Origin of the sequence: Glutamicibacter uratoxydans, assembly GCF_050753455.1 — a bacterium.
GTDB lineage: Bacteria > Actinomycetota > Actinomycetes > Actinomycetales > Micrococcaceae > Glutamicibacter > Glutamicibacter uratoxydans_A.
Genome location: NZ_CP192736.1, coordinates 422,966 through 437,818 on the forward strand (window position 1 = coordinate 422,966; position 14,853 = coordinate 437,818).

A 14,853-nucleotide genomic window follows, 5' to 3' on the forward strand; every position below is an offset into this window, starting at 1 on the left:
AGCTTTAGGCGCCTGCGGCGAGCTTGGCATCGATCTTCTCGGAGAGCAGATCGGCAGTGCGGGTGGCGGCAGCGGTGATGATGTCCAAGTTGCCGGCGTACTCGGGCAGGTAATCTGCTGCGCCCTTGACCTGCACCCAGACACCGACGCGTCCATTACCGCCCCAGTCTTCACGAGCAACATCGAACTGAGGCTCAACGCGTAGCTCATAACCCGGAACGTAGTCACGGATCTTGGCCGCGGCTTCGTCGATGGCGGCACGAATCTTGTCCTGCGTTTCGCCAGGTTCTGCCGCTTCGGCAGGGATCGCGCAGTAAATGGTGTTGCGCATGATCATCGGTGGCTCGACCGGGTTGATGATGATGATCGCCTTGCCACGCTTGGCACCGCCGATTGCCTCCAGGGCCTTAGCGGTGGTCTCGGTGAACTCGTCCACGTTGGCGCGGGTGCCCGGGCCAGCGGACTTCGAGGCGATCGACGCGACGATTTCGGCGTAATCAACGGGCACCACGGAGGACACGGCGGCCACGATGGGGGTGGTGGCCTGGCCGGCGCAGGTGATCATGTTGACGTTCATGGTGTCGGTGAGCTCATCGAGGTTCACCACAGGGGCCAAGTACGGGCCAACGGCTGCCGGGGTCAGGTCGATCGCGTGGATCCCGGCTTCCTTGTAGCGTGGAGCGTTGGCCGCGTGTGCCTTAGCGCTGGTGCACTCAAAGACGAAGTCTGGCTTGTCTTCCTGAGCCAGTAACCAGTCCACGCCTTCGGCGGAGACAGTGACGCCAAGCTTCTTGGCACGGGCCAGACCGTCGGAGTTCGGGTCGATGCCGATCATGTACTTAACTTCGACGTTCTTTGAACGGCGCATGATCTTGAACATCAGGTCGGTGCCGATGTTGCCAGAGCCTACAATGGCGGCGGTTTTCTTTACCATGAGAGCGAAATCCTTTTAGAGATGTCAAGGGACATTGGTTTCTGCCCACGGGCGGCCACGAAAAATGCCCACCATTGGCCAACAAAACTGCCCGCTGACGGCCACCACCACTGCCCACTGTGAAAGTAATTTCCAGCCTGGCGGTGACCAACAGCAGTCCACCCCGGGAACTCGTCCTAGTGCAACGCGCTCACCCCCGCCCCGGCCAGCGCCTGAGTCAGTCGGACCGAGTCACCACTGGTCTGGCAAATATGGGCATGGTGTAGCAACCTGTCCACTGTCGCGGTAGCAAGAGTCTTTGGCATCAACTCGTCAAACCCCGCGGGGTGCAAGTTCGAGGAAATCGCTACCGAGCTCTTCTCATACGCGGCATCAACCACCCGGTAAAGCGCTTCAGCAGCGTCTTCAGGCACCGGTAACAACCCAATATCATCAATAATGACCAGGTCAGAACGCAGAATCTTGTCCACGGCTTTGCTCACTGACGCGTCGACCCGGTGTGAGCGCACGATCCCGGCAAGGCGTTCAAGGGTAAACCACGCAACTTTCAGCCCTTCATCCACCGCGTGCTGCCCCAACGCTTCGAGGAAGAACGTTTTACCAGTGCCAGAAGGGCCTGCCAGCACAAGGTTTTCCGCACGCTGAACCCATTCCAAAGTTCGTAAGGCCTGCTGCGTCGCAACCGGGATGGTTGAAAGCGTTGGATCCCATGTATCGAACGTTTTCCCAGTGGGAAACCCTGCGGCTTTGCGCCTGCTAGCGATCACCGACCGGGAACGGCCGGTTGTTTCCTCCTGAAGTAAGGCCCGCAGCACCTCGGCCGGTTCCCACCGCTGGGACTTTGCCGTGGCGAGTAGTTCGGGGGCCGCGAGGCGGGCGTGTGGCATCCTTAGGGCACGGAACTGGGCTTCGAGGTCTTCTGGAAGCGGTGGTGCGGAATTGATGCTGATCACCATTTCTACTGTTCTCCTGTCGGTTCAGTGGCCCCGAAATCGGCCCATGATCTGGTTCCTTGCGTCAAGGAACTCTGCTCACTACCCTGATGCTTCACGGGCTGATTGCCAACGACTTCACAGGCCAAGATGGAGCGTAAGTCTTCATAACCGAACCGATGATGCGTCGCAGCTAACCCGAGGGCCCGGTCCACCGCAGCAGTGCCATGTAACTTGGCAAGGCTGACCGCTTCAGCCATTTTCACCAAGATCCGGTCCGTGCCTACCGCGGCCGCTTCACACAGCCAGGTGGTGGCTCCGGCACCGATGGCGCAGAAATCTCGTTCTGCCTGGGTACGGGGCTTAGGCTCTTTCACTCCCGGAATCTTCTGCTCTTGATTCCCGGAGAAATGCTCGGATTTCACCGCCACCATCCCCGGGCCCAGCTTCAAGTGCGAGGCCACCTGTTCTGGCCCGTCAACACCTTGATGAACAATGACCACGGTGGCTTGTAAACCGACTCCCACGGTGCGCACCCACACCGTTTCACCGAGCAACCGTCCGGGCACTGAGTAGCGTGCGTTCTCATAACTGATCATGGAAGTGTTCATCGGCACCTTACGGCTTTCGCCCAGCGCGAGGGTGAACGGCTCATCCGGGATCCGGTGCAGCGCACCCTGCTCTGTAGCGGTGAGCAGGTCCATCGGTGCTTGCCCAGTGGACCGGTGTTTCTTCTGATTCACCTGCGCCATGAACTGGTCGCAAGCCTCCTCAAGCTCTTCAAAAGAGTTGTAAGCGGGGCGCAAGTTCGTCTCTGTGGGTACGAGATCCGCCTTCGCGATTTTCACCGCGTTCTCCACTCCGCCCTTCGTTGCTGGATCTCGTGGTTCACAGGTCAATACGCTCACCGAGTAGTAGCGGGCGAACGTCACCGCCGACCTGTTACGCACCGGGATACCGGCTACATGCATCACCGTCACGGTTTTCTCGTTATCGGTCAACACATACGTCGGCGCACCACCCAACAGCCGGAAGGTGCGGTCCAAAGCGGCGAACACGGTAGGCCCCTGCCGGTCAGGCAACGCGAGCACAACCCGGAAGCGAGACCAAGCCAACCAGGCGACGAACAGCACGGTTTTCACGCCGTTCACCACTGGCCCATCACCGAAATCGTACTGAAGCCACAACCCTGGCTCGGTCACCCACGGCAGATGATTGCGCTGATTGCCTAGCCGATAGGAACGCTTCAGCTCGGCCACCGATCGGCGGGTGGAACGTTCAGAACCGGTGTAGCCCATGCTGATGAGTTTTTCGTGGACTTTATCGGCACGGATCAGGCCCGAAGACTCACCAATGAGCTGCTCAATTATTACCCGGTACTCATCGGTGATTTTTGTGCGGGGTTTCATCCCAGGAATCGGAGCGCCTGAATTACGGGCTTTGACGTGCTTAGCAACGGTGTGGTGTGAGCAGCCGGCAAGTTCGGCGGCTGCGCGAAACGAACCGGTTCGGTCGTACGCTGCAAGAATTTCCATGATTTCTCCGTCAGACTTCATAGAGGGGCTCCTTTCAGAACCATGGGTTGATGAGTTGTTGGTACTTTTCATCAAACCCGATGGAAAGGAGCCCCGCTCTCTTCCCTCGCCGAGGTGGCATCAGGGTGAGAACAAGGTTGGTTATGAAATCAGTGGGCAAAGAGTGCTGGCCATGAGCGGGTAATTCTGCTGTCCGTCAGCGGGCAGTTTTGTTGTCCGTGTGTGGGCATTTATTTGGCCACCTATGGGCAGTTTTTCATGTCCGCTTACAAGAGAGAGATTAGAGGTGTTGCTCCCGCTGCCGGAGCTGGACTCCGGCAGCGGGTGCGAGGGTCCCGAGCGGGACTGTCGCTTAGCTGAAGTTGACGGTGAGCTTGCCTAGCTCACCGAAGTCAGCGGTAGCGGTGGAGTCTGCGACCACCGGCATGGCGCTAGTGAAGGACCCGGGAAGAATTAGCTGGCCTGCTTCCAACGCGACACCCTGCTCACCGAGCACATTGGCAAGCCAAGCTAGCGGAGCGATGGGATCGCCCATCACAGCGCTACCCTTACCGGTTGCGACGGTTTCCCCATCGATCACCAGCGAGCAGGACACCTCGGACAAGTCCTCAACGCTGACATCCAAGGCGGTAGTACCTACGACGATGGCACCGCAGGAGGCGTTGTCGGCCACGGTATCGACCAGCTTGATATCCCAGTCCTCGATGCGCGAGTCGATGATTTCAATGGCTGGGTAAACCTCACCGATGGCTGCTGCGGCCTGTTCGCGGGTGACTCCCGGACCAGTGAGCGTTTCCTTCAGGACGAAACCGAATTCTGGTTCCACTTTCGGAGAGATGAAGGAATTCGCCGGAATGGTGGCGTCTTCGTTGTGCACCATATCGGTGAAGAAGAATCCGAAGTCGGGGGAGTCAACACCGAGCTGCTTCTGCATAGCCAAGGAGGTCAATCCAACTTTGCGTCCAGCCAGCACGCGACCAGCGGCGAGATGGTGCTGCAGTTGGCCGTCTTGGATTGCGTATGCGTCGTCCAAATCTAATCCTTCAAACCTTTCGCGCAGTGGCAAAATAGCTTGCCCACTTGTCGTTGCAGTAATGAGGTCATACGCAAATTGTGCTACCATTTCCCGTCTTGCATCGTGAGCTTGAATAAGGGATTGGCTTTCGTTTCGAGGCCGAGAGATTTTCTGGGGACTCATTAAGGAGGACTCCATATCTTGGGCTATCACAATCTGCTTTTTGCCTATTTTGGTAGCCTAATTCGACAGTTGCAGAAGCATCGCCCGGAATCGTTCCAGCGGAAACGGGGGCTTCATGTTCAAATACCAGTGGCGACAGGATCGGACGCTTGGATACAGGATGGAGAGGATTCTCGATCCCACTGGGCTAGGCTTCTTCCTTTTTCCCGCAGAACAGGCTTTCGAACCTTGCCATTTTCCGTGCGTGGCAATTCCTCCACGATAGTTATAAAGCGGGGTATCGCGTAGGAAGCAAGCCTAGGTTCACAAAACGTTTGGATTTCCTCGAAATTGATCGGGCCATTAGCCACAATAGCTGCCATAACCTCGTCCTCACCGAGCTCCGAATCCACTGCATATACTGCGACATCGCTAATGAGGGGATGCTCTCTCAAAGCCTGTTCAACCTCGGCTGCCGAGATATTTTCACCTCGTCGCCGGATCACGTCCTTGATGCGATCTACGAATCTCATCCACCCATCGGCTTCAATCACAACGCGGTCGCCGGTATGAAACCAAAGGTCCTGCCAAGCTACAACCGTCGCTTCCGGCATGTTGAAATAGCCAGTGGCAAAGGCATGAGGTTGATCGCTTCGCAACAACAACTCCCCCGGCGTCCCTGCTGCGACTTCGTACCCATATTCATCCACTACGCGAGCAATGAAACCAGGCTGGACTTTACCAATGTACCCTGGTCGTTGCTCCTCGCGACTGGCTGCAACGACTGAGTTAGTTTCCGTAGATCCATAGCCATCTATCAATGTAACGCCGAAACGCTTCCGGAATTCCTCCAATAGTCCGGGAGGCGTGGCAGGAGACAGCGCGGCCGTAATCCTGTGATTACGGTCATCAGCGGTCGGGGTCTTATTAGCCAAGATGCTAACCATGGCACCTAACAGGTATGTGAAAGTTGCTCCAGCGTTCCGGGCATCCGACCAAAATCTTGTCGCCGAAAAACGGGGACCAATAACGTACTCGGCACCACTAACTAGTGCCTGACTGAAGGCATTGAGTGCGTTCGTATGAAAAAGTGGAAGACATGTGTACAAAACGTCTTTGTCGTTCAACCCCAGCTGTTGTGTGACGTTCATTCCCCACCAATAGAACTGAGCATGAGGGCATTGGACTCCCTTAGACACTCCCGTGGTGCCAGATGTATATAGAATTGCTGCCGTGTCGCGGGGGGTAATTGCGGCGGGAACGGCCGCTGGGGCGGAGTCTGGAACCGGCGCGACGGGGTAGTTCACTTCCTGCAAGTTCTCATTTTCATCAAGAAGCCAAATCTGCTGCAATTCTGGAAGATTCGGAATTCGGACAATGTGTTCGAGCAATGAATTTTCCAAGATCAACAGTGACGACTTTGAATTCTCCAGGATGTGATGCAGTTGTTCGCCTCGGGCAGCCGTATTGATGGGAACGGCTATAGCGCCGATCCAAGCGCAACCCAGAATGAAGTCCAACAGCTCAATCCGGTTGGAAGACATCATGGCGACTTTGTCACCCACGCGGATTCCTTGCTGCTGCAATAAGCCTCCGGAAAGTGCGACCGCGTCAACCATTTGGCGCGAACTTCTACAAAGGTTACCGCTTCGGAGCAGCATCTTATCCGGTGTACGACGGGCGCGTTCTTGAAGCAGCCCTGGCACCGTCATTCCGGCCGGATCTGATGCGAAAAGCTGGGACGTGCTCATGATTCTCCTCGTAATTGCTGTCCTAGTGGCACAAACGCTGCCACTTCAGGGTCCATTGTCACTTCATTTGTTAAGGGGAGCAGGGCGCCGACCCGGGTATGGCCTCCTACTATTCGTGCTATGAAATAGACTTTCGGTTCGCCACCCACGATCGTGGCCAACTGCGTTCCATCGGCTAATATTGTGGTTGTTTCGACTGTCCCGCTGTCGATGGAACCTGTGTTGAAACGCGTGGAGCTGCATGCTGGGCAAATCAGTCGTTTGGGGAAATAGCTGGCTGAACAGCCCTGGCAAACTTGAACATATGCGCTCATTCGCCCGCCTCCAAGATGGTCATGTTTGCACATGCCCCAAATCGATACAGCACCATTCCGTAACCGCTGACAACCCCGAGTTTTGCTGAGACTTGTCTGCTTCCCGCATCTTGCCTGAGCTGTCTGACTACTTCAACGAGCCCGTGCATGCCCCCCGCTGATCCTGCTTGGCCGGCAGAGAGCTGGCCTCCCGAGGTGTTAAGGGCCAAATCACCCGAATAGATGCGCGTGCGAATGTACTCGGAAACGTCTGTGCCGTAAGGGATGAATCCCATATCTATTAACTGGGCCACTACCATGGAAGGATAATCGTCATAGACGGCCAATACATCGACGTCATCGGGCGCGATACCTGCCCGTTCCCAAGCAATAGAAGCACAATCCGCAAGCCCCGTCTGTAAACCGTCACCCGACTGATTATCGGCGTTATATGAAGCTGTTACCGCTAGCACTTTGGCTCGGCGCTTGCCCTTAGCTAATTCATCCGCCACAACCACCACAGCATCGGCACCGGTTACAGGGGGTACGCAGTCGAATCTTCCCAGAGGCTCTGCAACCAATGGAGCTTGAAGATAATCTTCCAGGGTCAATGGTGAGCGGTACACTGCATCAGGGTTCGCTGTGGCCCAGCGGCGCTGGGCCACAGCTATTCGGCCATAGTCTTTTCGGGTCAAACCAAGCTTACTCATTTGGCGAGTAGTCAGCATGGCGAAAAGGGCATTGGGCCCGGACATCGGCAGTGTTGATAGGTGTTCTTCCGTTGCTCGGTTGTAGCTAGCTACAAGGCGTTTGAAGGCGTTCTTGTCCATCAAATCACCGGCGGCAATTACTATGACCGATGCGTCGCCAGCTTCGATGGCATGAACAGCATGTTGAAGCATTGATCCAGCGCTGGCGCCCCCATTGGTGTCTTGCATCAGCCATGACAGGCGGAATCCAAGCTTCCAAGCCAAATCGATTGCATGGTCGGGCTCCAGTGTGAAGCTAGAAACTGCGAAGCCATCGACATCATCTGGTGTCAACCCTGCGTTCTCCAGGGCTCTGGTCACAGCATCTGCGATTGTCGTTTCGGTCGATGCGTCGGCTGCCGGATACCGAGTATAAGGCGATTCGCCGGTTCCAATGATTGATGCGGTCATGAAATACTTTCTCTTCTCCTGCCACGCATTGCGGCGATAGTATGTGCTCGGATACCTCTGTCAGATCAGGCATTCTTCTTTAGCCAGACATAGGTTCGGCCTACCTGCTATTCGGAACTATCTGCGGAGTGCTGCCTCACTCCGTTCCTCGGACTGAGTCCCGCGGTGAAGACCCATCTGTCGTGAACTTACCAGAGCAATGAGGGTGATAGCGGCCATTCCGATTGCGTAAAGGGAAACTGGAGTTGAGTTGCCGAAGTTCAGCAGCAAAGCTGTCGCTATAAATGGCGCAAGACCACCGGCGAAAACGGCTGCTAATTCGTGTCCAAGCGCCATTCCTGAATATCGAACCTCTGGGCTGAAAAGTTCATGGAAGAAGGCCGGCTGAGCGCCAATCATGGCTGCATGGCACACTCCATTGCCGATGAAGTACGCGAGGATAATCAACGGCGCGGAATTAGAGTCCAGCAATGCAAAGAACGGAAATGCCATTCCTGCAAGGGCTACAGCACCAAACCCATAGACTTTACGTCGTCCGATTTTGTCGGATAGATGCCCAAAGAAAATGATCGAACCAAACGCGAAGAGCGTTGATAATGTGACGCCAAGCAGTAATATGCCTCGATCGACGCCGACATGGACGCCGTATACCAGTGAGAAAGACAAGATCAGATAAGAACCGCCATTCTCGGCAATGCGAAGACCCATTGCGACGAGAATTTCCTTCGGGTGAGTGCGGAGAGCTTCGAGAACGGGAATAGAACGTTTTCCGTGTTCCTTTGTTTTCGTGAATTCCTTGGCCTCAGGCAAATGAAAGCGGATGTACATTCCTAGACCGAAAAGTAATACGCTCAGCAAGAAGGGCAAGCGCCATCCCCATGCAAGAAATTGCTCATCGGGTAGCAGTTGTACCAAATAGAAAGCTGCGGAGGAGAGTACAAAACCGAGTGTCACGCCACCCTGGCTAAAGGCTGAGTGCAAACCCCGTCGCTCGTTTGAAGAGTTCTCGCTGATGATCAGCACTCCGCCGCCCCATTCGCCGCCGGCAGCGATACCCTGTACCACTCGCAGAACCACGAGCAATATCGGTGCTATAATACCCACGTTCTCGTAGGTGGGCAATAGTCCCATGAGGAACGTCGCCGAACCCATCATGGTCAGAGTTGTAACCAGCGCCGTCTTGCGGCTGATGCGATCGCCAATGTGTCCAAAGATGATCCCACCTATCGGCCGGGCCGCGAACCCCACGGCAAACCCCGCAAAAGCTCCCAGGGTTCCTACAAGAGGATCTACGTCAGCGGGGAAAAACAGGTCCCCGAATACGATGGCGGCCGCTGTGGCATAGAGGAAGAAGTCGTACCATTCCAAAGCATTGCCCATTAGGGAGGCAACAATGAACTTTCTAACACCCGGAGACTTGGGTGGCGAATCTGTTGTTTCGTGGCGAGACATGGAATTCTCCTGCTAGGTAGGTTAGGAGTGGTGGGAATAGTCGCATAAGAGCGTCGATTCCCACCGGATCAAATGGCGTCCTGCGTGACGGAGGCTACGCTGGGTGGAGTAGAGGGATTGAATCCCAGGTATGTTTGAGCATTCCTGCTGAGCATTTGGAGACGCTGCTCCTGGTCGAGGAAGCTGGCATTGTGGATCAGAGTTCCTGCAGGATCTTCACCTAAGGGATAAGGAAAATCTGAACCCAACATAATTCTTTCGCTTCCCATGACGTCCACGAGAAGCCGCAAGGGCGCTTCGTCGAAGACCACGGAATCTACACTGAAACGGTCAAGATAATGGGATGGAGGCATTTCGGAAGTCGCAATCAGGTCTGGTCTGCGGTGCCAGGCGTTGTCCATACGTCCGACCCAGTAGGCGAATGATCCACCACCGTGGGCGAAGCACAAGCGCAAATCCTTAGGAAGCCTGTCAAAGCCGCCGCCGAGAATAAGCGAGAGAATGGATAGATGGGTTTCAGCTGGCATTCCCACCAGCCATCGAGCCATCCATCGCTCGAGACGTACTGAACTGGGCATGTCCCACGGGTGGACGAATACGGCAGCACCGCGGGAGGCGCAATGCTGTAAGAAGGTAATAATTCCTTCGTCGTCGAGATCGCGGTCGCCCACATGGTTACCGATCTCTACTCCCAAATGTCCGTTGTCTAGACACCTGTCTAGCTCTGCACATGCCGCATCTACGTCTTGCAACGGGACTTGGCAAAAGGGCAGGAGCCTCCCGTTACCGGGTTCACAGACTTCCAGAGCCAGATCATTGAATATGCGACTCACTTTAGTGGCTTCCTTCACCTCCCGCGCGTAGGAGAAAAACAACGGAGTTGGTGATACAACTTGAAAATCGACAGTGTCGGAGTCCATCTGCATCAAGCGCTCTTCGGCGCCCCATGCGTTTGAACGTAACGGCCGATATTCGTTCGACCCGAGCATAAGCATCGCTTCACGCTCCGAGTCTGCTCTGAGCCAAGGCCATGGACCTGCGCCATGGGTGACCTGCTCAAGATCTGGCCACCCATTTGGAACGTAGTGGGTGTGGATATCGATCGTGGGATTATCGCAGTTCAACACGGTTATCTTTCTGTCTGCGATGTCGGACTAGCCGCGGCCCGGATGAATTGCGCCACATTTACCACACGTGCGAGCTAATTCATCGGTGGCATAGAACTGGGTAAATACCGGAGGAAGATCCTCAACGATGTCCCGAACTTGCAGTTCGACCTCGTGGATGAGATTTGAGCATTCCAAGCAGTACCACTGGAATTTTTCCAGTGTCCCCTCCTCGCGGATCCTTTCAATGACAATACCTAGAGAACCGGCCTCAGGCCGTTGAGGGGAGTGGGGGACATTCCCGGATAGCAACCACATTTCGCCCTCTCGGATATCGACGCGTTGAATGCCTTCATCGGTGACGATGTTGACATGCATGTTTCCCTTGACCTGGTAAAACCACTCCTCATAGGGATCGACATGGAAGTCGGTGCGTTCGTTTGGACCGCCGACCACCTGTACGATGAAATCGTCAACCTGGGTCCACATGGCCTTATTATTCACCGGTGGTTTGAGTGAGTCTTCGTTTTCGGCGATCCACTTTTGGAAGTTGAAGACCGGCAGAATGGTGGTTTTGCTGATGCTTTCAGTCATGATGATGCTCCTTTGTATGCTTTGATTTTTGTTGGTTTGTGGCGTCTAAGGTTGTGGCCTGTAGGCTACGCCCTGGATCTCGATCAGTAGGTGTGGGTGCGGTAGCTGGTGAACTGCAACCGTGGTCCGGGTTGGACCTTCCTCATCGAAAAATCTTCCGTAGACCTCGTTGTAGGCGCCGAAATCGTTCATGTTGACCAGATATACGGTGAGCTGAACCAGATCATTCAGGGATGACCCGGCATTCCGCAGGATTTCTTCGATGTTTTCGATTACTGCTTGTGTCTGTGCTGCGATGTCGAGGGTCGTTGTTCCAAATTCATCTACCTTGACCCCAACAAAGGAATTGTCGGGAAGGCGGCTGCTGGTCCCTGAAACATAGATAAATTCGCCGGCTACTTTAGCGTGGGGAAAGCGTCCCCGCGGAACCGCCAGATGCTCGATTAGTTTCGACTGCTTCATGCTTCTGCTCCCGAGATCTCGAGTTCGATAGTTCCCAATCCTGCCACGACGGCGGTGACCCTACTCGAGGGAACCAAAGCGATCGCGGCGGTTGCGGCACCAGCCAGTAACACGGAACCGACGGGCAATGTAGTTCCATGTCGTTGATTCATGCGGGCAAAGGCCTCCAGCGCCAACATGGGATCACCTAAGATTGCCGAGGTTGAGCCCGTCTCAACGACCGTGCCGTCGACGAGCATTGTGACGGCGCGTCCAGCTAGATTGGTATTAAAATCGACCCATTCTCCGACGGTGTAGCGGCAGGCCGAAGTATTATCTGCCACGACATCGGAGAGGCTGAATGAAAAGTTTCGGTAGCGTGAATCGATGATCTCCAACGCAGGCGCCACGGCATCGATACTGCCTATTATTTCCTCAAGGTCCGCCCCCGGCTGTATTTCCTGCCCAAATCGAAAAGCGATCTCGGGTTCCACCCGGGGGTGCACTAAATGGGAAAGGGAGAGCTTAGAACCGGATTCGATTAGCATCCGATCTGTGAGAAACCCGACGATTACTTCGCTGACGCCCATCTGTTCCATCTTTGCCTTGCTGGTGAAACCAAGCTTGGCTCCAGTGATCTGCTCGCCGCGTTCACGTCGAAGAGACAGAAGTTTCTTCTGCACATAATAGGCATCCTCGATGGACAACGAGTCATTGAACTGTTCAATGGGACTGCCGGAAGCCTCAGCCTGGTCAAGCTGGACGGCAATCGACTCAAGGTTGGTCCGGTACCCCGTAGTGGTTCGTGAAGTCATGCTGGTTCAACCTCGCTCAGTGAGATGCAGATATTTGTCGGTTCGCTATAGAAGTGCAGGGAATGGGAGCCTCCTTCACGTCCGAGACCGGAGAGGCCCATTCCGCCAAAGGGGGATCGTAGATCACGCATGAACCATGTATTAACCCACGCGATTCCGACATTCATGCGACCAGCGACGCGGTGCCCACGTTCCAGATCGCTGGTCCAGACTGAGGCGGCAAGCCCGTACGCTGTGTCGTTGGCTAGGCTAATGGCTTCTTCCTCGGTATCGAAGGGAATCAACCCGGCCACAGGCCCAAAAACTTCTTCCCTCATGACCGGCGCATCATGGTTGAGTCCCGTCCACAGGGTGGGCTCCACCCAGGCACCGCCGGCGAGGTCAGGACCCATATCCGGGATCCCGCCCCCCACGATTGCTGTTCCGCCTTGTTCCTTGGCACGCGCGAAGTAGTCGAGGACTTTTTCGCGGTGCTTCAATGAAATTAGCGGTCCGGTCGTTGTGCTGTCCTCGTGGGGCATACCTAATTTCAGTTGTTGGACCCGGGCAACGAGCCCGGATACGATTTTCTCGAAGATAGTGCGTTGTATGTACACGCGCTCGGTACAAAGGCATACTTGGCCCGTATTGGTAAAAATGGAGCGCATCAAGCCATCGAGTGTCTTTTCCACATTTGCGTCTTCGAATACCAGTGCGGCGTTCTTTCCGCCGAGCTCAAATGAAACCGGTCTGACATTTGGTGCCGCGGCGCGCATAATTGTGGATCCAGTTGCGGACTCACCCGTGAAAGTAATCCCATCGATCTCCGGGTGCGTGGTGAGGAACTCTCCGGCGGAATCTGGGCCAAACCCATGCACCAGGTTGAATACACCATTCGGCACGCCGGCTTCGGACATAATCCCGGCTAACACTGTGGCGGAGGAGGGGGTATCTTCTGAGGGCTTGACGATTACGGCATTGCCACAAGCAATGGCAGGGGCAACTTTCCATGTCAGCAGCAGCAGGGGCAGATTCCAGGGCACGATAACTGCGACTACCCCTAAAGGTTTACGCAGTGCATAGTTAAGCGCCTGGCGGCCATCTGGAAGCTCAGTGAGGTAAGAATCGAGGCTCTGGGCGGCAATCATGTCAGCGAAAGCTCGAAAATTCGCTGCTGCCCGTGCGATATCTACTTCACGGGCCAATGTCTCTGGTTTTCCGGTATCGGAGACTTCCGCTTCCAGAAGATCCTCGAAACGCGCGTCGATTCGGTCAGCGATACGACGCAATAGTGCGGCGCGATCGTTTACCGTCATGCGACCCCACGGTCCTTCGAGTGCTGACCGTCCCGCTTTGACTGCGGCGTTGACGGTATCGCGATCGGCTTCTGCTACATGGGCAATTAACGAACCGTTCACTGGATTGGTCTTTTCGAACGTCATGTCAGCTGCATCGATAAAGGAGCCGTCGATGTAGTTTCGCAACGTGGGGATGGTCATATGATGCTCCGCAAATAGTTGAAATTCTTGGCTACATGTAGGTCCGTGTGGCCGTACTCACAAGTTTGCTCAACCGCTACATGCCTGTCGAATGCTTTTCCTCGTGACGACATGACTATATGGGCATATCATGGTGCTCATGGATATTCGGGTTTTACTCAATGGGCCATTGAAGTTGCGCCATCTGGTGCTTATTCTGACGATTGCAGAGCAGGGCAGCATTGTGGGGGCAGCGAAGCATTTATACATCACGCAACCCGTGGTGAGTAGGGGTTTGCGGGAGGCTGAAGATGTCCTAGGCGCTCCGCTGTTCGAGCGTGGTCCACGTGGGGTCCGGCCAACGGATTTTGCCGAAGTCTTCATCGATCATGCCCGAGCGATTGTCGGTCATGTTCAACAAGCCACCCAACACATTTCTGAGATTGCTGACGCCACTGTAGGATCCGTAGTCGTCGGTACTTACGTCGCAGGAGCGAATCTTCTACTGCCTAGGGCCATTGCTTCGCTCAAGCGACAGCGGCCGAAACTAAATGTCCAGGTTCGTGAAGCAACCCCGGATCGACTCACCAACGGGCTTATCGCCGGAGATATCGATGTTGTCGTTGGACGCTTGAGTCCACTTAAGGAAAATTCCCTTCTCCAGCAAGCTGCCCTCTATCATGAGCCTTTCCAGGTTATTGCACGTCCCGATCATCCAATTTTTAGCGTCAATGGCGAGCTGGGTCTGGCTGATCTCTGCGAATATCCGTGGGTGCTGCCCGCGACTGCCACTACCCTTCGCGGCGAACTCGAGCAGGCGTTTACCAAGGAACATCTGGAACTGCCGGAGCAACAGGTCGAGTGTTCTTCCCCGATTACACTCCGAGCACTTGTGGCAGAAACGGACTATCTGGCGCTTCAGCCCTACACACTCGCGAACGCAGATGCTGCCTTGAAAATCGTAGACCTCCGCATAGACGGTATCGGCCAGACCGTTGGCGTGACGATGTTGCTGGAGAAATATCGCAGTCCAGCGGTGGTCCTAATGCTGAAGTGCTTGGAGATCGCTGCAACCGATATCAGGAATTCAATTAACAGCCGCACGTATACGGGTGTCCGAGGCGCTGCCAAATAGTCAGGTATGTCGAACCGACACGGCTTGTTACCAAATAAGCATTGGCCATTTGACCCGAAACAAAGCGACGA

The 14,853-nt window shown here is 55.2% G+C and carries 14 protein-coding genes; 1 reads left to right on the forward strand and 13 read right to left on the reverse strand.

Annotation, left to right across the window (positions count from 1 at the left end; genetic code table 11):
• Positions 1-4: 4 nt before the first annotated feature.
• From ACQQZ8_RS02065 to ACQQZ8_RS02125, 13 genes are all read right to left on the reverse strand, one after another.
• Positions 5-934 (reverse strand): acetaldehyde dehydrogenase (acetylating), encoded by a 930-nt coding sequence (locus tag ACQQZ8_RS02065; protein ID WP_431711072.1) that lies wholly within the window; start codon positions 932-934, stop codon positions 5-7.
• Positions 935-1,110: 176 nt separating this feature from the next.
• Positions 1,111-1,890, reverse strand: a complete 780-nt coding sequence (istB, locus tag ACQQZ8_RS02070; RefSeq protein WP_431710131.1) for an IS21-like element helper ATPase IstB — start codon at positions 1,888-1,890, stop codon at positions 1,111-1,113.
• 2 nt (positions 1,891-1,892) lie between these two features.
• Positions 1,893-3,422, reverse strand: coding sequence for an IS21 family transposase (gene istA / locus ACQQZ8_RS02075; RefSeq protein WP_431710132.1), 1,530 nt, complete (start codon positions 3,420-3,422; stop codon positions 1,893-1,895).
• A 331-nt stretch (positions 3,423-3,753) separates the two neighbouring features.
• Positions 3,754-4,434, reverse strand: coding sequence for a 2-keto-4-pentenoate hydratase (locus ACQQZ8_RS02080; RefSeq protein WP_431711073.1), 681 nt, complete (start codon positions 4,432-4,434; stop codon positions 3,754-3,756).
• Positions 4,435-4,718: 284 nt separating this feature from the next.
• A complete protein-coding gene (locus ACQQZ8_RS02085) occupies positions 4,719-6,329 on the reverse strand; it encodes an ATP-dependent acyl-CoA ligase (protein WP_431711074.1) in 1,611 nt (536 codons plus the stop codon).
• Positions 6,326-6,676 (reverse strand): zinc ribbon domain-containing protein, encoded by a 351-nt coding sequence (locus ACQQZ8_RS02090; protein WP_431711075.1) that lies wholly within the window; start codon positions 6,674-6,676, stop codon positions 6,326-6,328. The genes ACQQZ8_RS02085 and ACQQZ8_RS02090 overlap by 4 nt, the downstream gene beginning before the upstream one ends.
• Positions 6,640-7,782, reverse strand: coding sequence for a thiolase family protein (locus tag ACQQZ8_RS02095; RefSeq protein WP_431711076.1), 1,143 nt, complete (start codon positions 7,780-7,782; stop codon positions 6,640-6,642). Before ACQQZ8_RS02095 ends, ACQQZ8_RS02090 begins: the two co-directional genes overlap by 37 nt.
• A 117-nt stretch (positions 7,783-7,899) precedes the next feature.
• Entirely contained in the window at positions 7,900-9,234 is a 1,335-nt protein-coding gene (locus ACQQZ8_RS02100; protein ID WP_431711077.1) for an MFS transporter, read from the reverse strand.
• Positions 9,235-9,302: 68 nt separating this feature from the next.
• Positions 9,303-10,361: an amidohydrolase family protein gene (locus ACQQZ8_RS02105; RefSeq protein ID WP_431711078.1), complete on the reverse strand. Its 1,059-nt coding sequence runs from the start codon at positions 10,359-10,361 to the stop codon at positions 9,303-9,305.
• Positions 10,362-10,388: 27 nt separating this feature from the next.
• Positions 10,389-10,934, reverse strand: a complete 546-nt coding sequence (locus ACQQZ8_RS02110) for a 3-hydroxyanthranilate 3,4-dioxygenase (RefSeq protein WP_431711079.1) — start codon at positions 10,932-10,934, stop codon at positions 10,389-10,391.
• A gap of 45 nt (positions 10,935-10,979) precedes the next feature.
• Positions 10,980-11,396, reverse strand: coding sequence for a RidA family protein (locus tag ACQQZ8_RS02115; RefSeq protein WP_431711080.1), 417 nt, complete (start codon positions 11,394-11,396; stop codon positions 10,980-10,982).
• Positions 11,393-12,190 (reverse strand): 2-keto-4-pentenoate hydratase, encoded by a 798-nt coding sequence (locus ACQQZ8_RS02120; protein WP_431711081.1) that lies wholly within the window; start codon positions 12,188-12,190, stop codon positions 11,393-11,395. Before ACQQZ8_RS02120 ends, ACQQZ8_RS02115 begins: the two co-directional genes overlap by 4 nt.
• Positions 12,187-13,668: a 2-hydroxymuconic semialdehyde dehydrogenase gene (locus ACQQZ8_RS02125; RefSeq protein WP_431711082.1), complete on the reverse strand. Its 1,482-nt coding sequence runs from the start codon at positions 13,666-13,668 to the stop codon at positions 12,187-12,189. Before ACQQZ8_RS02125 ends, ACQQZ8_RS02120 begins: the two co-directional genes overlap by 4 nt.
• A 139-nt stretch (positions 13,669-13,807) precedes the next feature.
• Here ACQQZ8_RS02125 and ACQQZ8_RS02130 point away from each other — a divergent pair, with 139 nt between their 5' ends.
• Complete coding sequence (locus ACQQZ8_RS02130; RefSeq protein ID WP_431711083.1) at positions 13,808-14,782, forward strand: LysR substrate-binding domain-containing protein; 975 nt, start codon at positions 13,808-13,810, stop codon at positions 14,780-14,782.
• Positions 14,783-14,853: the final 71 nt, after the last annotated feature.

What these genes read in the sequence shown, in the direction of transcription:
- ACQQZ8_RS02115 (WP_431711080.1), bottom strand. Translation starts at nt 11,396, where the DNA reads ATGAAGCAGTCGAAACTAATCGAGCATCTGGCGGTTCCGCGGGGACGC.
- ACQQZ8_RS02085 (WP_431711074.1), bottom strand. Translation starts at nt 6,329, where the DNA reads ATGAGCACGTCCCAGCTTTTCGCATCAGATCCGGCCGGAATGACGGTG.
- ACQQZ8_RS02110 (WP_431711079.1), bottom strand. Translation starts at nt 10,934, where the DNA reads ATGACTGAAAGCATCAGCAAAACCACCATTCTGCCGGTCTTCAACTTC.
- ACQQZ8_RS02100 (WP_431711077.1), bottom strand. Translation starts at nt 9,234, where the DNA reads ATGTCTCGCCACGAAACAACAGATTCGCCACCCAAGTCTCCGGGTGTT.
- ACQQZ8_RS02095 (WP_431711076.1), bottom strand. Translation starts at nt 7,782, where the DNA reads ATGACCGCATCAATCATTGGAACCGGCGAATCGCCTTATACTCGGTAT.
- istB (WP_431710131.1), bottom strand. Translation starts at nt 1,890, where the DNA reads ATGGTGATCAGCATCAATTCCGCACCACCGCTTCCAGAAGACCTCGAA.
- ACQQZ8_RS02130 (WP_431711083.1), top strand. Translation starts at nt 13,808, where the DNA reads ATGGATATTCGGGTTTTACTCAATGGGCCATTGAAGTTGCGCCATCTG.
- ACQQZ8_RS02090 (WP_431711075.1), bottom strand. Translation starts at nt 6,676, where the DNA reads ATGTGCAAACATGACCATCTTGGAGGCGGGCGAATGAGCGCATATGTT.
- istA (WP_431710132.1), bottom strand. Translation starts at nt 3,422, where the DNA reads ATGAAGTCTGACGGAGAAATCATGGAAATTCTTGCAGCGTACGACCGA.
- ACQQZ8_RS02120 (WP_431711081.1), bottom strand. Translation starts at nt 12,190, where the DNA reads ATGACTTCACGAACCACTACGGGGTACCGGACCAACCTTGAGTCGATT.
- ACQQZ8_RS02065 (WP_431711072.1), bottom strand. Translation starts at nt 934, where the DNA reads ATGGTAAAGAAAACCGCCGCCATTGTAGGCTCTGGCAACATCGGCACC.
- ACQQZ8_RS02125 (WP_431711082.1), bottom strand. Translation starts at nt 13,668, where the DNA reads ATGACCATCCCCACGTTGCGAAACTACATCGACGGCTCCTTTATCGAT.